The sequence below is a fragment of the Pseudomonas sp. PA-7-1E genome (assembly GCF_021605325.1).
GTDB lineage: Bacteria > Pseudomonadota > Gammaproteobacteria > Pseudomonadales > Pseudomonadaceae > Aquipseudomonas > Aquipseudomonas fluorescens_BV.
Genome location: NZ_WKFA01000010.1, coordinates 118,929 through 140,972 on the forward strand (window position 1 = coordinate 118,929; position 22,044 = coordinate 140,972).

Annotated in this window: 19 protein-coding genes and 1 pseudogene; 12 read left to right on the forward strand and 8 right to left on the reverse strand. The window is 60.3% G+C overall.

All coding sequences use genetic code 11. The features are described from left to right. Positions 1-36 precede the first annotated feature (36 nt). A complete protein-coding gene (polA, locus tag GIW79_RS09475; RefSeq protein ID WP_072445702.1) occupies positions 37-2,832 on the forward strand; it encodes a DNA polymerase I in 2,796 nt (931 codons plus the stop codon). 271 nt (positions 2,833-3,103) lie between these two features. Here the strand turns inward: polA and yihA are convergent, their stop codons facing one another. Next, positions 3,104-3,745: a ribosome biogenesis GTP-binding protein YihA/YsxC gene (gene yihA, locus GIW79_RS09480; protein ID WP_003187369.1), complete on the reverse strand. Its 642-nt coding sequence runs from the start codon at positions 3,743-3,745 to the stop codon at positions 3,104-3,106. A 192-nt stretch (positions 3,746-3,937) separates the two neighbouring features. Between yihA and GIW79_RS09485 the strand changes: the two are divergent. From GIW79_RS09485 to GIW79_RS09510, 6 genes and pseudogenes are all read left to right on the forward strand, one after another. Further along, positions 3,938-4,145, forward strand: a pseudogene (locus GIW79_RS09485) (cytochrome). A 33-nt stretch (positions 4,146-4,178) separates the two neighbouring features. Continuing rightward, complete coding sequence (locus GIW79_RS09490; protein WP_014716340.1) at positions 4,179-4,805, forward strand: c-type cytochrome; 627 nt, start codon at positions 4,179-4,181, stop codon at positions 4,803-4,805. 167 nt (positions 4,806-4,972) lie between these two features. Further along, positions 4,973-5,608 carry a thiol:disulfide interchange protein DsbA gene (dsbA, locus tag GIW79_RS09495; RefSeq protein WP_003187375.1) on the forward strand — a complete coding sequence of 212 codons (636 nt, stop codon included), beginning with the start codon at positions 4,973-4,975 and terminating at the stop codon, positions 5,606-5,608. A 10-nt stretch (positions 5,609-5,618) separates the two neighbouring features. Then, entirely contained in the window at positions 5,619-6,497 is an 879-nt protein-coding gene (locus GIW79_RS09500; RefSeq protein WP_003187377.1) for an endonuclease/exonuclease/phosphatase family protein, read from the forward strand. Then, the gene (locus GIW79_RS09505) at positions 6,494-8,551 is read left to right on the forward strand and encodes a GGDEF domain-containing protein (protein ID WP_198791743.1); all 2,058 of its coding nucleotides are present in this window, start codon (positions 6,494-6,496) and stop codon (positions 8,549-8,551) included. The genes GIW79_RS09500 and GIW79_RS09505 overlap by 4 nt, the downstream gene beginning before the upstream one ends. A gap of 89 nt (positions 8,552-8,640) precedes the next feature. Next, on the forward strand, positions 8,641-9,417 hold the full coding sequence (locus GIW79_RS09510) for an N-acetylmuramoyl-L-alanine amidase (protein ID WP_054920901.1): 777 nt from the start codon (positions 8,641-8,643) through the stop codon (positions 9,415-9,417). A gap of 32 nt (positions 9,418-9,449) precedes the next feature. Here the strand turns inward: GIW79_RS09510 and GIW79_RS09515 are convergent, their stop codons facing one another. Both GIW79_RS09515 and algB read right to left on the reverse strand, forming a co-directional pair. Next, the gene (locus GIW79_RS09515; RefSeq protein ID WP_054920898.1) at positions 9,450-11,237 is read right to left on the reverse strand and encodes an ATP-binding protein; all 1,788 of its coding nucleotides are present in this window, start codon (positions 11,235-11,237) and stop codon (positions 9,450-9,452) included. Between the two features lie 10 nt (positions 11,238-11,247). Next, positions 11,248-12,594 carry a sigma-54-dependent response regulator transcription factor AlgB gene (gene algB, locus GIW79_RS09520; protein ID WP_034129241.1) on the reverse strand — a complete coding sequence of 449 codons (1,347 nt, stop codon included), beginning with the start codon at positions 12,592-12,594 and terminating at the stop codon, positions 11,248-11,250. 389 nt (positions 12,595-12,983) lie between these two features. On the opposite strand from algB, the gene GIW79_RS09525 reads away from it, so the two are divergent. The 5 genes from GIW79_RS09525 to GIW79_RS09545 all read left to right on the forward strand — a co-directional run bounded on the left by GIW79_RS09525 (position 12,984) and on the right by GIW79_RS09545 (position 17,352). Beyond that, positions 12,984-13,268 (forward strand): hypothetical protein, encoded by a 285-nt coding sequence (locus GIW79_RS09525; RefSeq protein WP_020301400.1) that lies wholly within the window; start codon positions 12,984-12,986, stop codon positions 13,266-13,268. 77 nt (positions 13,269-13,345) lie between these two features. After that, positions 13,346-13,510 (forward strand): DUF1328 domain-containing protein, encoded by a 165-nt coding sequence (locus GIW79_RS09530; RefSeq protein WP_003187386.1) that lies wholly within the window; start codon positions 13,346-13,348, stop codon positions 13,508-13,510. A 2-nt stretch (positions 13,511-13,512) separates the two neighbouring features. Next, positions 13,513-13,980, forward strand: a complete 468-nt coding sequence (locus tag GIW79_RS09535; protein ID WP_236453079.1) for an inhibitor of vertebrate lysozyme family protein — start codon at positions 13,513-13,515, stop codon at positions 13,978-13,980. A gap of 713 nt (positions 13,981-14,693) precedes the next feature. Then, complete coding sequence (gene gltP, locus GIW79_RS09540) at positions 14,694-16,025, forward strand: glutamate/aspartate:proton symporter GltP (protein WP_003187390.1); 1,332 nt, start codon at positions 14,694-14,696, stop codon at positions 16,023-16,025. Positions 16,026-16,122: 97 nt separating this feature from the next. Then, the gene (locus GIW79_RS09545; protein ID WP_054897227.1) at positions 16,123-17,352 is read left to right on the forward strand and encodes a nucleoside recognition domain-containing protein; all 1,230 of its coding nucleotides are present in this window, start codon (positions 16,123-16,125) and stop codon (positions 17,350-17,352) included. Positions 17,353-17,444: 92 nt separating this feature from the next. Here GIW79_RS09545 and GIW79_RS09550 read toward each other — a convergent pair whose 3' ends face one another. The 5 genes from GIW79_RS09550 to GIW79_RS09570 are packed head-to-tail and all read right to left on the reverse strand — an operon-like array spanning position 17,445 to position 22,027. Beyond that, positions 17,445-18,056, reverse strand: coding sequence for an ABC-type transport auxiliary lipoprotein family protein (locus GIW79_RS09550; protein WP_070415401.1), 612 nt, complete (start codon positions 18,054-18,056; stop codon positions 17,445-17,447). Further along, positions 18,053-18,991, reverse strand: a complete 939-nt coding sequence (locus GIW79_RS09555) for an MlaD family protein (protein WP_003187394.1) — start codon at positions 18,989-18,991, stop codon at positions 18,053-18,055. The genes GIW79_RS09550 and GIW79_RS09555 overlap by 4 nt, the downstream gene beginning before the upstream one ends. Position 18,992: 1 nt before the next feature. Then, positions 18,993-19,796 (reverse strand): ABC transporter ATP-binding protein, encoded by an 804-nt coding sequence (locus tag GIW79_RS09560; RefSeq protein WP_014716351.1) that lies wholly within the window; start codon positions 19,794-19,796, stop codon positions 18,993-18,995. Then, positions 19,793-20,941, reverse strand: a complete 1,149-nt coding sequence (locus GIW79_RS09565; RefSeq protein ID WP_060772785.1) for an ABC transporter permease — start codon at positions 20,939-20,941, stop codon at positions 19,793-19,795. Before GIW79_RS09565 ends, GIW79_RS09560 begins: the two co-directional genes overlap by 4 nt. A 54-nt stretch (positions 20,942-20,995) precedes the next feature. Beyond that, positions 20,996-22,027 carry a DUF5924 family protein gene (locus GIW79_RS09570; protein ID WP_236282046.1) on the reverse strand — a complete coding sequence of 344 codons (1,032 nt, stop codon included), beginning with the start codon at positions 22,025-22,027 and terminating at the stop codon, positions 20,996-20,998. Between the last annotated feature and the right edge of the window lie 17 nt (positions 22,028-22,044).

Here is a 22,044-nt window from a genome sequence, read left to right on the forward strand (position 1 = left end):
CTAGCGCCTGACCCGCCGAAAAGGTTGATCCTGCTCATGAGCCAAGCGCCCCTCGTCCTGGTGGACGGTTCTTCTTATCTGTATCGCGCCTTCCACGCGCTGCCACCGCTGACCACCTCCAAAGGCCTGCCCACCGGTGCGGTGAAGGGCGTGTTGAACATGCTCAAAAGCCTGCGCAAGCAGTACCCGGACAGCCCATTTGCGGTGGTTTTCGACGCCAAGGGTGGGACTTTTCGCGATGAGATGTACGCCGAATACAAAGCCAACCGCCCGAGCATGCCTGATGACATGCGCCTGCAGATCGAGCCGCTGCATCAAAGCGTGATCGCTCTTGGCTTCCCGTTGCTGTGCGTCGAGGGCGTCGAGGCCGATGACGTGATCGGCACCCTGGCCCGCAGCAGCGCGGCCGCCAGCCGCCCGGTGGTGATCTCGACCGGTGACAAAGACATGGCGCAGCTGGTGGACGGCCACATTACCTTGGTCAACACCATGACCGGTAGCTCGATGGACATCGAGGGCGTTAAGGAGAAATTCGGCGTCGCTCCGGAGCAGATCATCGACTATCTGGCGTTGATGGGGGATTCGTCCGACAACATTCCCGGCGTTCCGGGCATTGGCCCCAAGACCGCCTCCGGCTTGCTGGTGGGAGTCAATGGCGGCCTCAAAGAGCTTTATGAGCAGCTGGATATTGTGCCGACCCTGCCTATCCGTGGGGCCAAGACCCTGCCGGCCAAGCTGGAGGAGCACAAGGAGATGGCATTCCTGTCCTATCAGTTGGCGACGATCAAGATCGATGTGCCGCTGGATATCGGGTTGGATGATTTGCACCTGATCGAACCGGATCGCGAAAAGCTGCTGGAGCTGTACACGCTGCTTGAGTTCAAGAGCTGGCACGACGAGATTCAGCGCGATGCCAAGCGTGTCGAGCTCAAATCGGCGAGCGAGGTTGCGCCGGCCGCCGAAATGCCGGTCGAGGCTGTTATATCAGTACCGGTAGAGGCGGTTTACACCACTATTCTGGACCGGGCTACCTTCGACGTGTGGCTGAAAAAACTCCACGATGCGCCGTTGTTTGCTTTCGACACCGAAACCACCGGCATCGACGCCCAGCAGGCGCAATTGGTTGGGGTCTCGTTTGCTGTGCAGCCCCATGAAGCCGCCTACATCCCGCTGACCCATTCCTATATCGGCGCTCCGGATCAATTGGATCGCGACACCGTGCTGCTGGCCTTGAAGCCGCTGCTGGAAGATCCGACCAAGCTCAAGGTGGGCCAGCACGCCAAGTTCGACATGAACATCCTGGCCAACTGCGCCATTGGTGGCGACCCTGCCCAGGGCATTACCGTGCGCGGCATCGCCTTCGACACCATGCTCGAATCCTACGTGCTCAATTCCACCGCGACCCGGCACGATATGGACAGTCTGGCGAAGAAGTACCTGGACCACGACACGGTCAGCTTCCAGGACATCGCCGGCAAAGGGGCCAAGCAACTCACGTTCGATCAGATCGCCCTTGAGCAAGCCGGCCCCTATGCGGCCGAAGATGCCGACGTGACCTTGCGCCTGCATCAGCACTTGTACGCGCAACTGGCGGCGATCCCGAGCCTGGCCAGTGTGCTGACGGACATCGAGATCCCGCTGGTGCCGGTGCTGGCACGCATCGAGCGCCAGGGCGCACTGGTAGACAAGGACCTGCTCGGCATTCAGAGCATCGAGCTGGGTAACAAGATGGTCGAGCTGGAGCGCCAGGCGTACGAGATCGCCGGTGAAGAATTCAACCTGGGTTCGCCCAAGCAGCTTGGGGCGATCCTGTACGAGAAGCTCGGCATGCCGGTGCTGAAAAAAACCGGCAAGGGCCAGGCATCCACGGCTGAGGAAGTGCTGGCCAAACTGGCCGAAGATGATTTTCCGCTGCCCAAGGTACTGATGCAGTACCGCAGCATGAGCAAGCTCAAAAGTACTTATACCGACCGTCTGCCGGAACAGATCAACCCACGTACCGGGCGTATTCATACGTCTTACCATCAGGCCGTCGCGGCGACCGGGCGCTTGTCCTCCAGTGATCCGAACTTGCAGAACATCCCGGTGCGCACCGCCGAGGGGCGGCGTATTCGCCAGGCGTTTGTCGCGCCCAAGGGCTACAAGCTGCTGGCGGCGGACTATTCGCAGATCGAGCTGCGGATCATGGCGCATTTGTCCAAGGACGAAGGCTTGATGAACGCCTTCCGCAATGACCTGGACGTGCACACGGCCACGGCGGCCGAAGTGTTCAAGGTCGAGTTGAATGAGGTCACGTCCAACCAGCGCCGCAGCGCCAAGGCGATCAACTTTGGCCTGATTTACGGCATGGGCGCCCAGAAGCTGGGCAAGGACATCGGCGTCGATACCAAGACCGCCAAGGCTTACATCGATGTGTACTTCGCTCGCTATCCAGGGGTGCGCGAATATATGGAGCGAACCCGCGCCCAGGCGGCGGATCAGGGGTATGTCGAAACCTTCTTCGGGCGGCGCCTGTACTTGCCGGATATCAACTCCAACAAGCCCCAGGAGCGCGCGGCGGCCGAGCGCACAGCGATCAACGCGCCTATGCAGGGTACGGCGGCGGACATCATCAAGAAAGCCATGGTGCAGGTGGATAACTGGCTGACCGAGTCGGGCCTGGATGCCAAGGTCATCCTTCAAGTGCACGACGAATTGGTGCTGGAGGTGCGTGAAGACCTGGTAGCGCAGGTCAGCGAGAAGATTCGCGAGCATATGAGCGCGGCGGCTCAGTTGGACGTGCCTTTGGTGGTGGACGTAGGCGTAGGCGATAACTGGGACGAGGCGCACTGATTCCGCGGCTTTGCCATCACCGTCAGTGGTGGCGAAGCGGTTTAGATCGGAAACCGTCGTCAGTTATTTCCAATAGTTTTTTGAGCCTGTCGGAACTTAACCTGTGAACTGCCACTCAGAGTTACTGAATGGGTGGTGAAGCCCTTCAATGCTCCTATGTTGTGTTAAGTGTTGGCAGATAATTCCAGACCCCGCCCTAGCGGTCCGGAACTTGAACCCCGAACTTCCCCTCCCCAAAAGAAGTCCGGGGTTTTTTTTGCCCGTAGAAAAGTTACTCGGCGATTTCTGCGCCCTTGTCCGCCAATTCCATCCAGCCGGCCAGTACGGTGTAGGCCTCTTCAAGGCCCATGCGCTTGGGGGCGGAGAACAGCTGAATCGTGATGGTATCGCCCCAGCCCTTACGGATTTCGGACTGCACTTTGAGCAGGGTGTTCTTGGCTGCGCCGTAGGTGAGCTTGTCGGCCTTGGTCAGCAAAATGTGCATCGGCATGCCGCTGGCGACAGCCCAGTCGAGCATCAGCAAGTCGAAGTCGGTCATTGGATGGCGGATGTCCATCATCAGGATCAAACCCTTCAAACTCTCGCGACCGCCCAGGTAAGCCTCAAGGTGACGCTGCCAGTGCAGCTTCAGCGGGATAGGTACTTTTGCATAACCGTAGCCCGGCAGGTCGACCAGACGCCGATCATCGTCTAGCTTGAAGAAATTGAGTAGTTGCGTGCGGCCCGGGGTTTTCGAGGTGCGCGCCAGGCTGGCGTGAGTCAGGGTGTTCAGTGCGCTGGATTTACCGGCGTTGGAACGGCCGGCAAAGGCGACTTCAAAGCCCTCGTCATCGGGGCATTGGTCCACTTTGGCGGCGCTGAGCATGAAGGTGGACTGTTGGCACAGGCCGAGGATGGGGTTCTTGAGTTGCATGAGATTTCCGATGTGGGCGGTGCCGAGAAAGGGTGCGGCAAGCGGTGTCGTTTCCGTTTCAGTAGCGCCAGTATATAATGCCGCAGATTTTGTGTGTGCTTTGTCCCAGCGAAGGATGAGGTTCACGGGAGCGAAAGACCTTTATTGCGCATTAGAACGCAAAACGCTCTCAAACCCTGAATAGGTCGATGTATGGACCGACGGTTGCTCGCTTCTGCTGCCCTGATTCCGCTTTACGGCGCTCAGGCTACACAGGATCAACCGAGTTTGCATGGTCAGGCTGAAGCAGTGCGTGACCCAGGGTTTCAAGGCAATGCCGCCGCGTGGTTTGTGCATGGACTGCAGTACTGAGGATTACCAGGCCGTCATTGATTTGATGGTGAGTAAACCCGGTAGATAACTCTTAAACCCTTAGCCGTAGTTGGATTAGCTGATGAACAAACTGATCGTGAGTCTGCTGTTGACCTTGGGCATCACAGGCGCTGCCGTCGCTGCAGAGGGCCCCGTCAAAGGTGATGCCACTGCCGGTCAAGCGAAGGCCGCCGTGTGTGGTGCCTGCCACGGGCCGGATGGTAACAGCCCGGCGCCGAACTTCCCCAAACTGGCCGGCCAGGGTGAACGCTACCTGAGCAAGCAGATGCATGACATCAAGGACGGCAAGCGCACGGTGCTGGAAATGACCGGCCTGCTGACCAATCTCAACGATCAGGACCTGGCGGACCTCGCGGCGTATTTTGCCAGCCAGAAGGGTAGCGTGGGAGCTGCCGATCCTAAATTGGTCGCCCGCGGAGAGCAGTTGTTCCGTGGCGGTAACCTGGAAAAAGGCTTGCCCGCCTGCACCGGTTGCCACTCGCCCAATGGCGCAGGCAACGCTGCCGCAGGCTTCCCGCACCTGAGCGGCCAGCATGCCACCTACATCGCCAAACAGTTGACCGACTTCCGCAAAGAAGAAGCCGGCCGGGCCAACGATGGGGACGCCATGACCATGCGCACCATCGCTCGCAAGCTGAGCGACGAAGACATCGCAGCCCTCTCCAGTTATATCCAGGGCCTGCACTGACGGGGCTGGGCGTTAACGCTCGATTAATCCCGCGATGCAAGCATAAAAAGGGTGGCTCAGGCCGCCCTTTTTTGTGGCCGCTGCCGTTACACTAACGAACTCATGTCCGCGTAGACCTGTCACAACAAAGGTCGCGTGAGGCGACTTTATTTGTCCAGGAGTAAAGCATGCGTAATCTGATCCTCAGCGCCGCTCTCGTCACTGCCAGCCTCTTCGGCATGACCGCTCAAGCTGCCGATGTGCCGCTTGAAGCCGGTAAAACCTATGTTGAACTGGCTAACCCGGTTCCGGTTGCGGTACCCGGCAAGATCGAGGTGGTGGAGCTGTTCTGGTACGGCTGCCCGCATTGCTACGCCTTCGAGCCGACTATCAACCCATGGGCTGAAAAGCTGCCCAAGGACGTTAACTTCCGTCGCATTCCTGCCATGTTCGGTGGCCCATGGGACGCCCACGGCCAACTGTTCCTGACCCTGGAAGCCATGGGTGTTGAGCACAAGGTCCACAACGCTGTCTTCGAAGCGATCCAGAAACAAGGCAAGCGCCTGACCAAGCCGGACGAAATGGCTGACTTCGTTGCTACTCAAGGTGTCGACAAGGACAAGTTCCTCGCGACCTTTAACTCCTTCGCTATCCAGGGCCAGATCAAACAGGCCAAGGAACTCGCGCAGAAGTACGGCGTGCAAGGCGTTCCAACTCTGATCGTCAACGGCAAATACCGTTTCGACCTGGGCAGCACCGGTGGTCCTGAAGCGACCCTGAACGTTGCTGACCAACTGATTGCCAAAGAACGCGCTGCCAAGTAAGGGGCTCGCCATGCGCCGCTGGGGTACCGAGCGTGTCGTTGGCCTGCATGAACCGCAGGTCAACGAGCATCACCTGGAGTCCACAGGCCTGCCGGCAGACAGCCGCTTGCGCCTGCTCAGCTTCAATATCCAGGTGGGCAACAGTACCGAGAAGTATCGGCACTACCTCACGCGTGGCTGGCAGCACCTGCTGCCCCACAAGGGGCGTACCGGTAACCTGCAGAAAATCGGCGACCTGCTCAGCGACTTCGACTTGGTCGCCCTGCAGGAAGCCGACGGCGGCAGCCTGCGCTCCGGCTATATCAACCAGGTGGAACACCTGGCTCAGCTGGGCGCCTTCCCGTACTGGTATCAGCAACTCAACCGCAACCTGGGGCGCCTGGCGCAGCACAGCAATGGCGTACTCAGCCGCCTCAAACCCACGGCTATTGAAGATCATCCCTTGCCAGGCCCCAAAGGGCGCGGGGCGATCCTTGTGCGTTTTGGCGAAGGCCCGGAAGCCTTGGTGGTGGTGATGATGCACCTGGCCCTCGGGGGGCGTACGCGCAACCTGCAACTGGCCTACGTGCGTGAATTGATTGGTAACTACAAGCACCAGGTGCTCATGGGTGACATGAACACCCATGCCAACGACCTGCTGCAGAATTCTCCGCTGCGCGACCTGGGGTTACTGGCCCCGCAAGTCGAAGCCACGTTTCCCAGCTGGCGCCCGCAGCGCTGTCTTGACCATATCCTGCTCAGCCCAAGCCTCACACTGGAAAGTGTGCAGGTGCTAGCGCAGCCCATTTCCGATCACCTGCCGGTCGCGGTAGAGATTCGTCTGCCGGGTTCGCTCACGGCTGATGCATTACCCGCGTTGAGCCCAGGCCCTCGCGGACCCCTTGCATGAGCGACGACGCCCAGCGCTGGAAAGAGAAATACCTCCAGAGCATCGAGCAACAAGACAAACTCGAACGCCGCTGGGCTGCCCGCCTCGATTTGCTGCGCCGCGGGCTGGTGCGCAGCACGCTGGCCGCTGAAGGCACCGACCGCGCCGTCGATCAATGCATGAAGGAAATGCGCGATGTCGTGCGCACGGACGACATGGACGCTGCCCTCGCCGCTTTACTGCCACGCCTGGAAAAGGCCGTGCTGGATTCGGAGCAGCGCCGCGAAACCCGTGTCGACCAGATCAGCACCGCGCTCACCGCCTTGGTCACCCAGTTGCAAAAGCTGCCGTTGCCCCGCGAGGTGGCTCGCCCGCTGAAAACCTTCGCCAAGCAACTCGATGGTCGCGTGGCACAAGCGCGGGAGATACCCCTGCTACTCAGTGAGCTGAGCAGCCTGCAGGGGCAGGCGCTGAATAATCTGGAGCCTGAAGGCGATACCGCACGCCCAGGCCCGGGCCTGTTGCAACGCCTGTTCGGTAGTAAGGAGGCCGCCAGTGAAGCATTGCCGGTTGACGCTGAGCCACTGCCGGCAATGCAATTGGCAGCGCCAAAGCCTGCAGCGCCCAAACCCGCACCCGAACCGGAAGAACCTGCGCAATCGGAAGAGCTGACCCAAGCCTTGCGTGCCTTTGCACCGCTGTCACCCACACCCGTGGCCTTGAAGGCTGCGCCTGTTGCCGCGGCCGAAGGGCAAGAGGTCGCTAGAGAAACGCCGGTATTCGACGCTCCAGAGCTGCCGTCGATTGCGCCTGCGCAATTACCGGAGCCCGACGTGCAGGCGCCACCGGTTGCGGAGCCCGCTCACGAAAGCGCACTCGCTGCCTTTATCGAACCGCCGCCGGCTCCAGTCGAAACGCCGGATGAGACCACCATCGGCAGCCTGTCGCTGCCGCCCGTGCTGGAAAGCCCCGAGCCTGACGAGCTGCAACCGGACGGCACCTACGCCCTGCCCGATTCGCCTGAACCGTCCTACAGCTCGGTGGCCAAGCACATTGAAGGCACTTTGCTCGGCCTGCTGGAAGATCTTTCCCTGCCCGAACGTCACCAGCCCCAGGCCGAGGCGATGCGTGAGCGTCTCGCCCATGGTTTGAATTGGTACGAACTGCTGCCGATCCTGGATGACCTGGCCGTGCTGATGCTGGCGGTCACCGACAGTGGCCAGCATGAGTTCGAGGCTTATCTCAAGCAGCTCAACGAGCGTCTCGAGGCATTCCAAGGGCATTTGCAGGTCGCCAGCGACGGCCACGCCGACAGCAGCCTGGCCGCGCGGGAGTTGGACACACAGATTCGCGAGCAGGTGGACGGCCTGCAAAGCAGCGTGCAGGACGCCGCCGACCTGGACAGCCTCAAGCAGGTGCTCGAAAGCCACCTTGAAGGCTTGCTCGGCACCATGGACGAACACCAGCAACAGCGTGACCTGCGCGAACAGGAAGTGGCCGCACGCCTCAAAGGCCTGGCTGAACGCGTGGCCCATATGGAGCAGGAGGCCCAGGGCTACCGCGAGCACCTGGAGGTGCAGCGCCAGAAGGCCTTGATCGATCCGCTCACCGGCCTGCCCAACCGTGCGGCGTGGAGCGAACGCCTCGATTACGAGGTCAACGCCTGGCATCAGCGTGGTAACAGCCTGTCGCTGGCCATGCTCGACCTGGACCACTTCAAGCGCATCAACGACGGCTACGGTCACCTGGCAGGGGACAAGGTCTTGAAGATTATCGCCAACGTGCTGAGCAAACGCCTGCGGCCGACTGACTTCATCGCGCGGTTTGGTGGTGAAGAGTTTGTGCTGCTCATGCCCGACTCAGCCCTGGCGGATGCCCTGGCCGTAGGTGAAGTATTGCGTGAGGCCATTGCAGCGTGCCCGTTCCACTTCAAGGGCGAGCCGGTAACGATCACGGTGTCCATGGGCGTGGCGCAGTTTCAGGCCGGCGAGCGCAGTGACCTGGCGCTCAAGCGTGCCGACGAGGCGCTCTACAGGGCAAAGGCTGCGGGACGTAATCAGGTGCAGGCGGCATAAAAGATGTTCCATTTTGTGATTTGACCGCCTAGCCATGAACCTTACGTTACACTGTTGCATTATCGTCTTTCAGTGTAATGCCTCTCGCCATGAAATCCTTGTATATCGCTTTAGCGTTTCTTCTGCTTGCCGGCTGCGCCAGCGGCCCGCGCCTGAACACCAGCCATCCTTCGGTCAACCACGACAACCGCGTGCAGTTCGTTGTGGTGCATTACACCTCGACCAACCTTGAACGTTCCCTGGCGCTGTTGACCCATGGCCAGGTCAGCAGCCATTACCTGATCGGCGACGACGCCTCCGGCACCATCTACAAGCTGGTGGATGAAAGCCAGCGCGCCTGGCACGCCGGGGAAAGCGAGTGGATGGGGCGCACCTGGCTCAATTCCAGCTCCATCGGCATCGAGATCGTCAACCCAGGGTTCAGTGATACGCCGACGGGGCGTGTGTGGTACCCGTATTCCGAAGCGCAGGTGCAGTCGCTGATCGTGCTGCTCAAGGACATCAGCAAGCGCAATGGCATCGACCCCAAGAACATCATCGGGCACAGCGACATTGCCCCACTGCGCAAGCTGGACCCAGGCCCGTTGTTCCCTTGGAAACGCTTGGCGGCAGAAGGTCTGGCCGTGTGGCCGGATGCCCAGGCAGTGGCCCGGTTCCAGGTGCAGTACGCCGCGCAGTTGCCGAGCATTACCTGGTTCCAGGAAGAGCTGGCGCGCCTGGGCTACCAGACGCCGCAGACCGGTGAGCTGGATGTGGCCACAAGGCACGTCATCGCTGCGTTCCAGATGCGCTTTCGCCCGTCATTGTTTGACGGCACCCCAGACGCTGAAAGCGCCGCGATCCTGAAGGCCTTGAATCACCGCTGATGGTGTACAGGTAGGAGCGAGCAAGCTCGCTCCTACAGGGGCAATGCCATATAGAACTGCGTACCCTGCCCTGGCCGCGAGTACACACCCATGCGGCCGCCGTGCAATTGCACGATTTCCTTGCACAGTGCCAAGCCCAGGCCCGCACCGCCCTTCTTGCGGCCCACCTGTACAAAGGGTTCGAAGATCCGCCCTTGCTGGCCGTAGGCAATGCCTTCGCCGTTGTCCTCGACGCTGATAATCACCCGCTCGCCATGCCGTCGTGCCTGCAGGCGAATCTGCCCGCCTTCGGCGGTGTGGCGCAGGGCATTGCCCAACAGGTTGTCGAGCACCCGCTCCAGTTGCACTTGGTCGGCATACAGCCTTGGCAACTCAGGTTGAGCTTCTACCAGCAACTCAATGTGCTGGGCGTTCGCAGGCTCAGCAAACCGAGCCCGTGCGTGCTCCAGCAAGTCGGTGACATCGCACGTGCCCAGGGTGAGTTTCTGCAGGCCGTTCTGGTAGCGCGAAAAGTTGAGCAGGTCGTTGATCAACTGCATCAGGCGCTGCATTTCTTCATTCACCGTATCCAGCAGGTCCGCCTCGCGGGAGTCCGGTGGGAACTTGGCCCGCTCTCGGAACAAGCCGAAGGCCATGTGCATGCCGGTAACCGGCGTGCGCAGCTCATGGGAGGCGCGCAATACGAACTCGCTGCGCACCCGTTCGAAGGCGCGCTGTTCAGTCACATCATGCAGCACCATCACGGCCCCGAGAATGTGCCCCTGTGTATGGCTAACCGGGGTCAGGCTGTAGGTCAGCAGGCGCAACTCACCCTCGACTTCCACCTCCAGATCGTCCGGGGCCCGCTCCAGGTTGCCGCCGCGCAGCACCAGTTGCAGCTGTTCATCCATTTCCGCACGACCCATGGCTTCACCAAGGCCTTGACCCAGCCGCTCCTCATCCCAGCCCAATTGGCGCTGCGCTACAGGGTTGAGGTGCTCCAGGCAGCCTTGGCGATCAATCATCAACAGGCCGTCATCGATACTGTCGAGCACCGCTTGCAGGCGCTGTTGGCCGGCCAGCAGTTCATCGATGTTAGTGGCCTGATGTTGGCGCAACGCTTCGGCCATGATGCCGAAACGGCGGGTCAGCAGGTTCATTTCCGCTGCGGAGGAGATCGGCAGCGTGACTTCAAAGTCGCCCTGCCCGATCTTGTCGGCGGCCTTGGCCAGGGCCTCGATGGGACCACCGAAACGCCGGGCGATGCCATGGGCCGTGACGAAACCGATGATCAGCACCGCGAGCCCTACCAGCCCGAGCAGGCCCGCTATCAACAGGGCGCGCTCACGGGATTTATGCTCACTGGTACTGATATTTTCCAGGGCCCGCTTGTGGTCGGCGATCAAGCCGTTGCGCAGTATGTTGAAGGTCTCGGTGAGCTTTTCCTTGCTGCCCGCAGGCGGTGATGTCTGCTGGGATTGGTCAAACGCCTTGAGCAGATTCTGGTAATCCGAGCGTGCCTGGCTGAAGCCATGGTTTTTGCCGTCGACCTGCTCATGGGCGATGCCCTGGTCCAACAGATCGAAATAATGCTGCGTGGAGGCTTGCAGGGCGTCTGGGTCGGGACGCTTCTCCAGCATCATGATCAACTGGTCACCCAGGCTCTGACGCAATTTGAGCCCCAGGTCCAGGGTGATGAAATTACTTCGGATCAGCGATTCCTGGGTCTTGGCCATTTGCATGACGCTGACCAAGCCCAGGACCAACCCCAGCAAAGCCACGGTAATCAAGGCTGAGATGCTCAGGAATAACCGGGTGCGCAGTTTCATCGCGAGCTTCATAAGGTCCTGTTCAAAGGTTGTACTGCTTGCGTTTGCGGTACAGCGTCGACGCATCGATGCCGAGTGTGCGGGCCGCTTGGTCCAGTGTGTCGCTGGTCGCAAGTACGGCGCCGATATGGGCTTTCTCCAGCTCGTCAAGGCTCAAAGCCGACCCGATACGCGGTGCATTGTTGGCCGGTTGCTCAGCCATCCCCAGGTGGCTGATCTCAACCTTCTCCTGGGGGCAGATGATGCTGGCGCGTTCCACTACGTTGCGCAGTTCACGAATATTGCCGGGCCAGCGGTAGTTCAGTAGCGCTTCGCGGGCATTATCGCTGAAGCCGCGCGCCGGGCGTGCGTATTCCTTGACGAAGCGGGCAAGGAAGCGGTCAGCCAGGGTCAGGATGTCTTCACTGCGTTCGCGCAGCGGGGGCAGGTGCAAGGTGATGACATTCAGGCGGTAGAGCAAGTCTTCACGGAAACGGCCATCGCGCACCATGTCTTCCAGGTTCAGGTTGGTGGCTGCGAGGATGCGCACGTCAGCGCGGCGGGTGACCGGGTCGCCCACGCGCTCATACTCTTTGTCTTGGATAAACCGCAGCAACTTGGGTTGCAACGTGAGGGGGAAATCGCCGATCTCGTCGAGAAACAGCGTACCGCCGTCCGCCTGGTTCACTCGGCCCAGGGTGCTTTCACTGGCGCCGGTGAATGCGCCGCGGCTATGGCCGAACAGTTCGCTTTCCATCAGTTCGGCGGTCAGTGACGGGCAGTTGATGGTCACGCAGGACTTCTTCGAGCGCTTGCTCCAGCCGTGTATCGCCCGAGCCAACTCACCTTTACCGGTGCCGGACTCGCCGAGAATCAAGATATTGGCGTCCGTCCCGGCCACCTGCCGCGCGGTTTCCAACACCACCATCATGGCCGGGCTATGGGAGTCCAGGCCGTCTTTGGGCTGGCGCACCTCGCCTTCCAGCGCTTCCAGCCGCGCAGAGAGCTGACGCACCTCCAGCTGTTTGGCCGTGGCCAGGCGCAGTTGGTCGGGGCTGCAAGGCTTGACCAGGTAGTCGGCGGCGCCAGCCTGGATGGCGTCCACGGCGGTATCCACGGCCGAATGGGCGGTCACAATCACCACGCGCATCCACGGAGCCTGCACGCGCATCTGGGCCAGCACGTCCAGGCCATTGTCCTCGCCCAGGCGCAGGTCGAGGAAGCACAGGTCGAACACCTGACGCTGCATCAGGGCATCGGCCTGGGCGGCGCTGTTCGCGGTGGCGACGGTGTAGCCCTCATCTTCCAGGCAATAGCGGAAGGTGCGCAGGATCGCGGATTCGTCATCCACTAAAAGAATGCGGCCTTGAAGTTCCTTGGCTGAATCCATCTGTCCCGCACTCCTTAACTATAAATGTGATGGTGTTTAGTCCCGGAATAATCGGGCAAGTTGCATGGTTTATTCTGATTCATAAAAGGCTTCTTCGTGCAGCTATCTGCGCGCCTTCCTACAGACGTGGTTTGCGGACATTTTCAGGACTTGTTGCTCTTCGATCCTTCGATGTGCGCGCCAGGTGTCTGGTTCCGCCCACTGGTCATCGTGCATTTCGCACGGCCTGCAAGGAGGCATCGTGCAGGATGCTAGGCGACGAATCTATCAAGCAAGTGTAAGTGCTTGATTTTATTGTGTTTTATTTTGCAATAAAGCTGGCATGCACTCTGCAATATCTCCCCCAAGAGCGTCATGAACGAATAATCAGAATGCGGGAGTAATGCAGCATGACTCGCCAAAGCCTCAGCCAATTGCGTGTATCGCCGCTGCGCTTGCAGCAGGGCCTGTTCGCCAGCCTGGCCTTGATGGTCACGTTGATTGCCGGCCAGCAGTTGCAGCATTGGCAGGAGCGTGCGCAGCCAGCCCCGCAATTTGAACGTCCTGTCATGACCCAGACCCATTTTCGTTCCATTGGCAGCGCCAGCGCCGATGTGACTGCCCCGCAATTGAGCCTGGTAGACCAGGGTTCCACTCTGGACGAACTGCCGGCCCATGACCGTTGGGTGTTCTAGGTAAAAAATGTCGCTCGTGTTGAGCGGCTGCACGGTATCACCGCTGTTACCCCTATAGAAGCATAAGGAGAATCACCATGTTGAGTTGGGCAATCACATTTCTGATCATCGCCATTGTGGCCGCAGTCCTGGGCTTCGGTGGTATCGCTGGCACCGCCACCGGCATCGCCAAGATCCTGTTTGTGGTCTTCCTGGTGATGTTTATCGCTTCGTTCTTCTTTGGTCGCAAAGGCCGAGGTTGAATATGGTCAGCCTGCCTTTTAAAGCCCTTGCTACCGCCCTGCTGTTTGGCGGCAGCGGCCTGGCCATGGCCGCCAACGACGGCCAATCCCGGGCTAACGAATTGCTCAGCGCGGATCCGCAGTACCGTGAAACCTGGCAAGACGTGGTGAAGAAAGAGGAACGCCTGCCCGAATGGGTGATGAACCTGTCGGGCACGGCCGAGCAAATGAATGCCGTTGAGGAAGATGGCGACAAGTACTTGGTCGGGCCGCTTTGTGAAACCGCAGACACCTGCCTGAACAAGCGCCTGATCGTTGCCTTCAGCCTCGACAAGGAAGATGCCTACGCCATGTTGGTGGAAGTCCCGGCGGGTTTGCCAGCGGACAAGTCCCCGACACGGCACGCCGATTACCGTTTCCTCGGTAAGCCGGACGAGGGTATGCAAAAGCTGCTGATGGAACAGCTCAAGAAAGATCCGAATTGGTACTAGGTTCCGTCTGACGGAGCCGGCGTCCATAGAAGGAAGCCCTTGTGCTTCTTTCTGTTTGCATCGCTCCTTGAGTGATGCATGACCAGGGGGCCGGGTTGCTCTGATCGATCAGGATCGGCGTGACCTACGGGTACAGGGAGTACCTGCGCAAGGGCCGGGTCAGGCGAAAAGCTGCGACGCAAGTTCACAAGACCTCAAGCTTGCTGAACTTGCGGCGGGCTTATGACTCTCATTCCCGCGTTTCATGCCGCCTATAGCCGCAGTTTTGTTTTTTTGCGTCTGGCCAACCATTACTGGGTATGTCGGCGTGACCATCTATCGAGAATTTTTCAATCGCGCTATAGGATCTTTCCGGCCCTAGGTGATGGATTTCTCAGACATTTCTGTCAGCCAATCGAAGTCGTCCAGTATCTCTGCGCGAGCCTGATTTGGCTGCTTAACGGCATATTCACCCGCTCGAATGGCGGATACGAACTGACCGTTTGGACAAATATTTTCAAAAAAAGCCATGCCGATTCGGCATAGGGTAGGCGTTTACGGCATTAGACGTCGCTCCCTTGCATGGGAATAGTTGCGCCTTTTTTCGCCTGCCAGTAAGCCATTTCGGCCACGCTGCGGTGACCTTCCATGGAGGCAGATGCACACACTTTTTCGCTTTCGAGCGTTGCAGCTGGCGCATTTGCCGTAAGTCCACTTGAAGCAAGGGTAATGACATGAAGAAGGCAAAGCTAAGCCTCGCCTGGCAGATCCTCATCGGTTTGGTACTGGGCATTGCAATCGGTGCCGTGCTCAACCATTTCAGTGCTGAAAAGGCCTGGTGGATCAGCAATGTGTTGCAGCCGGCGGGCGATATCTTTATCCGCCTGATCAAGATGATCGTGATCCCGATTGTGATTTCTTCGCTGATCGTCGGCATTGCCGGTGTAGGCGACGCGAAAAAGCTCGGTCGTATCGGCGTCAAAACCATCCTCTACTTCGAAATCGTCACCACCATCGCCATCGTGGTGGGCCTGTTGCTCGCCAACCTGTTCCACCCAGGCGCTGGCATCGACATGAGTACCCTGGGTACCGTCGATATCTCCAAGTACCAGGCGACTGCCGCCGAAGTGCAGCATGAACATGCGTTCATCGAGACCATCCTCAACCTGATCCCCTCGAACATCTTCGCCGCAGTCGCCCGAGGCGAGATGCTGCCGATCATCTTCTTCTCGGTGTTGTTCGGCCTGGGCCTGTCGAGCCTCAAGCCTGAACTGCGCGAACCGCTGGTGACCATGTTCCAGGGCGTGTCCGAGAGCATGTTCAAAGTCACCCACATGATCATGAAGTACGCCCCTATCGGTGTATTTGCACTGATCGCGGTGACGGTCGCCAACTTCGGCTTCGCCTCGCTGCTGCCGCTGGCCAAGCTGGTGATCCTGGTTTACGTCGCGATCCTGTTCTTCGCCTTCGCGGTCCTGGGTTTGATCGCACGCCTGTTTGGCTTCTCGATCCTCAAGCTGATCCGCATCTTCAAAGATGAGTTGGTATTGGCTTACTCCACCGCCAGCTCCGAAACCGTGCTGCCGCGTGTGATCGAGAAGATGGAAGCCTACGGCGCGCCGAAAGCGATCTGCAGCTTCGTGGTGCCGACCGGCTATTCGTTCAACCTCGACGGTTCGACCCTGTACCAGAGCATCGCGGCCATCTTCATTGCCCAGCTGTATGGCATTGACCTGTCGATCGGCCAGCAACTGATGCTGGTACTGACCCTGATGGTGACCTCCAAAGGTATCGCCGGCGTGCCGGGCGTGTCCTTCGTGGTGTTGTTGGCGACGCTGGGCAGCGTGGGCATCCCACTGGAAGGCTTGGCGTTTATCGCCGGTGTCGACCGTGTGATGGACATGGCGCGTACCGCCCTGAACGTGATCGGCAATGCCTTGGCCGTACTGGTTATCTCCCGTTGGGAAGGCATGTACGACGACGCCAAGGGCGAGCGCTACTGGAATTCCCTGCCGCACTGGCGCAGCAAGGAAGCCCTGCCTACGGCACAAGCCACCCGTAGCTGATTGCAGATTGATCGAAAACAAACCCCGGGAAATTCCGGGGTTTGTCGTTTCTGCCAGCCCCGTTATCATTCGCCCCATCTTTCGGGGGACTTATCTGATGCTCAATGGCCTGTGGCTTGGCTTCTTTGTCGTGGCAATGGTGTCAGCACTGGCGCAATGGCTGGTGGGCGGTAACGCCGGGATCTTCGCGGCGATGGTCGAAAGCATTTTCGCCATGGCCAAATTGTCGGTGGAAGTCATGGTGCTGCTGTTCGGTACCCTGACGTTATGGCTGGGCTTTCTGCGGATTGCCGAAAAAGCCGGGATCGTCGATTGGCTGGCCAAGGCCCTCGGCCCGCTGTTTCGCCGCCTGATGCCGGAAGTGCCCGCCGGGCACCCCGCGATCGGTTTGATCACCCTCAACTTTGCCGCCAACGGCCTGGGCCTGGACAACGCCGCCACGCCCATCGGCCTGAAAGCCATGAAGGCGCTGCAAGAGCTCAACCCCATCCCCAATACGGCGACCAACGCTCAGATCCTGTTCCTGGTGCTCAACGCGTCCTCGCTGACGCTGTTGCCGGTGACCATCTTCATGTACCGCGCCCAGCAAGGCGCTGCGGACCCGACGCTGGTGTTCCTGCCGATCCTGCTGGCCACCAGCGCCTCGACGCTGGTGGGCCTGCTGTCGGTGGCGGTGATGCAGCGCCTGCGTTTGTGGGACCCGGTGGTGCTGGCCTATCTGATCCCCGGCGCGCTGGTACTGGGCGGCTTCATGGCGCTGCTGGCGACCCTGTCTGCCACAGCGCTGGCCGGTTTGTCGTCGATCCTGGGCAACCTCACGCTGTTTGGCTTGATCATGCTGTTTCTGGTGATCGGCGCGTTGCGCAAGGTCAAGGTGTACGAGGCATTCGTCGAAGGCGCCAAGGAAGGCTTCGACGTAGCCAAGAACCTACTGCCCTATCTGGTGGCGATGCTGTGTGCGGTTGGCGTGTTGCGTGCCTCGGGCGCCTTGGAGTTCGGCCTGGAAGGGATTCGCCATGTGGTTGCCTGGACTGGCCTGGATACGCGCTTTGTCGACGCTCTGCCGACCGCAATGGTCAAGCCGTTCTCCGGCAGCGCGGCGCGGGCGATGCTGATCGAGACCATGCAGACCCAGGGTGTGGACAGCTTTGCGGCGTTGGTGGCGGCGACGATACAGGGCAGTACTGAAACCACGTTTTATGTGCTGGCCGTGTACTTCGGCTCGGTAGGCATCCAGCGGGCGCGGCATGCGGTGGGATGTGCGTTGTTCGCGGAGTTTGCTGGTGTGGTCGCGGCTATTTCGGTGTGCTACTGGTTTTTTGGTTAAGGCCACAATCGTTATCGCAGGCAAGCCAGCTCCCACAGTTTGATGTGTGAACGCAGTAAAATGTGGGAGCTGGCTTGCCTGCGATGAGGCCTTCAAGGTTTCAGAGCGGTATTGCCCTGGCTGACTACCCAATCCACCACCTGCTTATTCAGCTGATCCCCAGCCTGGCCAAAAGCAGCCACCACCGCTGGCACCTTGGCGTCACTCACCGGCTGCCTCACTTCAAACCGGCGGCTGGCGATAATCCTTTGATCACGCCCACGCACCAATCGCGCGTCGAGGCGAATCACCACCTCCACCGCTTTGCCTCGATACTCACTCTGAAACGCCTGCAACTGCCCGCCCAGTTCATAGTCGGCTTGCAGGTTGGTCTCGTCGGTACTCAACAGCGTCACGCGCCCGTCGCGCTGGAAGCCATCCAGCAGGCGATTACGCAGCAGCACCGGCGCCGGGTCGCTCCAGCGTGAATTCGCGTAGTTGCTGATCAAGTTGCCATCTGGCACTACGGCGATGCGCGGGCTATCGAGAAACTCGCTGGTCTGCGGCTTGGTCACGCGCAGCGACCAACTCACCGGCGTGCCTTGGCTGGCCGGTTGGGCGGACGCCAGGCGGTACACGTCCGATGGGTCCGGCTTGGGCAGGATCGAGCACGCGCTGACCAGTGCCAGGGCCATGGGGACGATCATGTGGTAAGCACGCTTCATGGCGTGAACTCCTTGTTCTTGTCACTGCCCAGCAGGTAACCGCTGGGGTTGGCTTCCAGGCGGCGAGAGATGGCGCGCAGCGAGCCGAGGGTTTCACGCAGCTCGCGCACGGCTGGCGCCAGCTCGTTGAGGCCCTGCATGCCGCTGTTCACCGAGTCCTGGTTATTGGTCAGCAAGGTATTGATGGTGGCGGTGCTTTGCTCCAGGGATTTCATCGCCTGCTCGGCGCTGCCGAAGGCTTGCTTGCCTTGTTCACTGAGCAAACCATTGGCGCTGCGCATCAGCACGGTGGTTTGCTCCAGCGCCGCGCCCGCCTGTTTGCTCACCTGCATCAATTGCTGCATCACCACCTTGATGTCGCCGCGTTGCTCGGCAATGGCGCCGGTGGTTTGTTGCAGGTTATCCAAGGTGTTGCTCAGGCGTTCGACGTTTTCCCGTGAGAACAGGTGGTTGGCGTTGTGCAGCAGCAGGTTGACGCTGGTCATCAGGTCGTTGCTGTTATTGAGCAGGCGTGCGATAGGCGATGGCGACGCGATGATTTCCGGCAGGTTGCCGTCCTTGCCCTTGAGCTCCGGGCTCTGCGGGGTGCCCCCACTGAGCTGGATGATCGAGGTGCCGGTGATACCGGTCAGGGCCAGTTTGGCCTGGGTGTCTTCCTTGATTGGCGTTTGCCCGGCCAGGCGGATGCGCGCCAGGACTCGGCGTGGGTCTTTGGGGTCCAGACGCAGGCTGATCACGTCGCCCACCTTGATGCCGCTGTACTGAACCGCACTGCCTTGGGACAGGCCGCTGACCGCTTCGTTGAAGATCACTTCGTAATCCTGGAAGGCGGTATCGACGCTGGACTTGGCCAGCCACAGGCCAAACAGCATCGCGCCGACCACCACAATTACGCTGAACAGTCCGATCATCACATGATGGGCTCGGGTTTCCATGTCATACCTCGTTGAGCGATTGAGCGGCATCCAATGCCGCGCGGCCCCGGGGGCCGTGGAAATATTCGTGAATCCAGGCGTCGTCCGTTTCCGAAACGACATCGATGGCGTCGGCCACCAGCACTTTCTTCTGCGCCAGCACCGCCACACGGTCGGTGATGGTGTACAGCGTGTCGAGGTCGTGGGTGACCAGGAACACACTCAAGCCCAGCGCATCGCGCAGGGTGAGGATCAGTTGGTCGAATTGCGCCGCGCCAATGGGGTCGAGACCGGCGGTGGGTTCGTCCAGGAACAGGATGTCCGGGTCCAAGGCCAGTGCGCGGGCCAGGGCGGCACGTTTGATCATGCCGCCGGATAACGAGGCCGGGTATTTGTCGGCCGCCGACAGCGGCAACCCCGCCAGGGCCAGCTTGACCGCCGCCAAGTGCTCGGCATCGGCGCGGCTGAGGCCGGCGTGCTCGATCAATGGCAGAGCCACGTTCTCGGTCACCGTCAGCGAGGAAAACAGCGCGCCCTTCTGGAACAGTACGCCAAAGCGGCGTTCTACCAGTGAGCGTTCATGTTCAGGCAGGCTCGGCAGGTTTTTGCCGAACACCCGTACCTCGCCTTCGCTGGGGCGCCGCAGGCCAACGATGCTGCGCAACAACACGGATTTACCGCTGCCAGAGCCCCCCACCACCGCCAGGATCTCGCCTTTGTACAAATCCAGGTCGAGGTTCTCATGCACGCTTTGGCTGCCAAAGCGATTGCACAAGCCACGCACTTCAATCACCGCCTCAGTGGGCGCACGGTGTAGACGACTCACCAGCCCATCTCCATGAAAAACATCGCCGCGACCGCATCCAGCACGATCACTACAAAGATCGATTGCACCACGCTCGATGTGGTGTGCGCGCCGACTGACTCGGCACTGCCGCTGACTTTGAAACCTTCCAGGCAGCCAATGGCCGCGATCAAAAAGGCAAAGATCGGCGCCTTCACCATGCCCACCAGAAAGTGCTGCACGCCAATGTCCGATTGCAGCAGCGAAAGAAACATCGCCGGCGAAATATCCAGGGCCACCGCACACACCACGCCACCGCCGACGATCCCCGAGAGCATCGCCAGGAAGGTCAGCATCGGCAACGCCACCAGTAGCGCCAGCACGCGCGGCAATACCAACAGCTCCATGGGGTCCAGGCCCAGGGTACGGATGGCGTCGATTTCTTCGTTGGCTTTCATGGAGCCGATTTGCGCGGTGAATGCACTGGCGGTACGGCCGGCGATGAGGATTGCGGTGAGCAACACGCCGAATTCACGCAGGAAGGAGAAGGCCACCAGGTCGACGGTAAAGATCGTCGCACCAAAGCTCTTGAGCACGGTGGCGCCGAGGAAGGCCACGACGGCGCCTACCAGAAAGGTCAGCAGCGCGACGATAGGCGCCGCATCCAGGCCCGTCTGTTCGATGTGGGCGACCATAGGCGTCAGGCGCCAGCGCTTGGGCCGCCAAATACCGCGGGCGAAGGTTTCGAGAATCAGGCCGATAAAGCCCAACAGCTTCATTGCGTCTTGCCAGACCGTGTCTACTGCGCGGCCGATGCGGGCCAACACTTGAATGCCGGCGGCCTCTTCCGGCTCTTTGACCGGTACGCAAAAGTCATTCAGGGAGCGGTAGACGGTCTTGAGCAGTGCACGGTCGGCGGCTGCCAGGGTGCAGTCAGTTTGTTCGGCAGAATGTTCGATGCGCGCAGGGCCCAGCAGCTCCACCAGCAGCGAGGCGCCGGCGGTATCCAGCGCACCGAGGCCGTTGAGGTCAATGCGGGCGCCGGCGTCGTATTGGCCGTCGAGTGTGGCCGACAGCTTCTTCAGGTGTGCGTAGTGGGCCAGCGTCCAGTCGCCGGTAATCCGTAGCGAAGGCGGGGTGCTGGACGTATCAAGATGGGCCGCGCCGGCCGTCGTGCGAGTGGTCATAAGCTCCGAGCTTGTTTGGCTATCCACAATTGCTACGTAATAGCACGATCCGGCTTACTTTGGGTTGTCCGCTTGTGCTGTGTCTATCACCTTGAAGCGCAGAACGCCGATGACCTGGCCGTCTTCGGTGAGCACCTGCACTTGCCAGCGCCCCACGGCGTCACCCGGGAAATTCTGCTTGTGGGTCCAGGCGCGATAGCCCTCCTTGCGCCCACCATGGATGTCCAGGGCAATGCGGTCGACTTCCTGGCCGTTGAATTTCCATACATGGTAGATCCGCTCATCCAGCCCGCGTGGCGCGTTGATCGCGGTGTACGCATACAGCCCACCACTGCGCAATTGGGCGGCGGTGACTTGCTTGAGGTCGTCGCCCGGCGTGCGGTCTTGCAGTTGGGTGCTGATGGCGACTTCGGTCATCCACAGGGTGGCGGGCGGTACCCAGCTGCGCAGGAACCAGCCGGCGCAGCCGATGGCGGCCGTTACCCCCAGCAGCATCGCCCAGCCCTTGAGGCTACGCAGCGGCAGACTGACGGCCAGGCTCGGGATCGACAGGACCATGGCCACGCCCAACGCCAGTTTGTAACTCTGGGCGGTGGTCAGGTGCATGATGATCGGCAGCGCGGTCAGCAACGCGGCGAATAGGGTCAGGGTGTGCAGGGCCAGGAACAGCGAGCGTTTGGGCGCCAGCCATTTGTAATACAGCGGGTCGATGATCGACACCAGCGCCGCCGCACCCAGCAGGCCAGTGAACAGCGATTGGCCGCTGTTCCAGGCGGTGGTGACGAAAAAGAACGGCAGGACGAAAAACAGACTTTCCTGGTGGATCATCTGGGTGGCGTAGCGCAGCAGCGGTTCAGGGATCTCGCGTTTGAAGACCTTGGTGAACAATTGCGTAAAACTGTTCTCCAGCATCAGCCACAACCAGCTCACCAGCATGATCACCGCAATCCAGCTGGCCATGCCCTGCTGGCGGTCTACCAGGATGAAGCTGCCCACCCCCGAGATGAAACCGCCGAGTGCGATCACCCCTGGGTAGCGCTTGATCAGTTCTATAACGCGCTGGATGAGGGGCGGCAAGTTCGGCATGGGCGGTTCACTGGTTG

Coding starts and splice junctions, on each gene's coding strand:
- polA (WP_072445702.1), top strand. CDS start 37: ATGAGCCAAGCGCCCCTCGTCCTGGTGGACGGTTCTTCTTATCTGTAT.
- yihA (WP_003187369.1), bottom strand. CDS start 3,745: ATGCAACTCAAGAACCCCATCCTCGGCCTGTGCCAACAGTCCACCTTC.
- GIW79_RS09490 (WP_014716340.1), top strand. CDS start 4,179: ATGAACAAACTGATCGTGAGTCTGCTGTTGACCTTGGGCATCACAGGC.
- dsbA (WP_003187375.1), top strand. CDS start 4,973: ATGCGTAATCTGATCCTCAGCGCCGCTCTCGTCACTGCCAGCCTCTTC.
- GIW79_RS09500 (WP_003187377.1), top strand. CDS start 5,619: ATGCGCCGCTGGGGTACCGAGCGTGTCGTTGGCCTGCATGAACCGCAG.
- GIW79_RS09505 (WP_198791743.1), top strand. CDS start 6,494: ATGAGCGACGACGCCCAGCGCTGGAAAGAGAAATACCTCCAGAGCATC.
- GIW79_RS09510 (WP_054920901.1), top strand. CDS start 8,641: ATGAAATCCTTGTATATCGCTTTAGCGTTTCTTCTGCTTGCCGGCTGC.
- GIW79_RS09515 (WP_054920898.1), bottom strand. CDS start 11,237: ATGAAGCTCGCGATGAAACTGCGCACCCGGTTATTCCTGAGCATCTCA.
- algB (WP_034129241.1), bottom strand. CDS start 12,594: ATGGATTCAGCCAAGGAACTTCAAGGCCGCATTCTTTTAGTGGATGAC.
- GIW79_RS09525 (WP_020301400.1), top strand. CDS start 12,984: ATGACTCGCCAAAGCCTCAGCCAATTGCGTGTATCGCCGCTGCGCTTG.
- GIW79_RS09530 (WP_003187386.1), top strand. CDS start 13,346: ATGTTGAGTTGGGCAATCACATTTCTGATCATCGCCATTGTGGCCGCA.
- GIW79_RS09535 (WP_236453079.1), top strand. CDS start 13,513: ATGGTCAGCCTGCCTTTTAAAGCCCTTGCTACCGCCCTGCTGTTTGGC.
- gltP (WP_003187390.1), top strand. CDS start 14,694: ATGAAGAAGGCAAAGCTAAGCCTCGCCTGGCAGATCCTCATCGGTTTG.
- GIW79_RS09545 (WP_054897227.1), top strand. CDS start 16,123: ATGCTCAATGGCCTGTGGCTTGGCTTCTTTGTCGTGGCAATGGTGTCA.
- GIW79_RS09550 (WP_070415401.1), bottom strand. CDS start 18,056: ATGAAGCGTGCTTACCACATGATCGTCCCCATGGCCCTGGCACTGGTC.
- GIW79_RS09555 (WP_003187394.1), bottom strand. CDS start 18,991: ATGGAAACCCGAGCCCATCATGTGATGATCGGACTGTTCAGCGTAATT.
- GIW79_RS09565 (WP_060772785.1), bottom strand. CDS start 20,941: ATGACCACTCGCACGACGGCCGGCGCGGCCCATCTTGATACGTCCAGC.
- GIW79_RS09570 (WP_236282046.1), bottom strand. CDS start 22,027: ATGCCGAACTTGCCGCCCCTCATCCAGCGCGTTATAGAACTGATCAAG.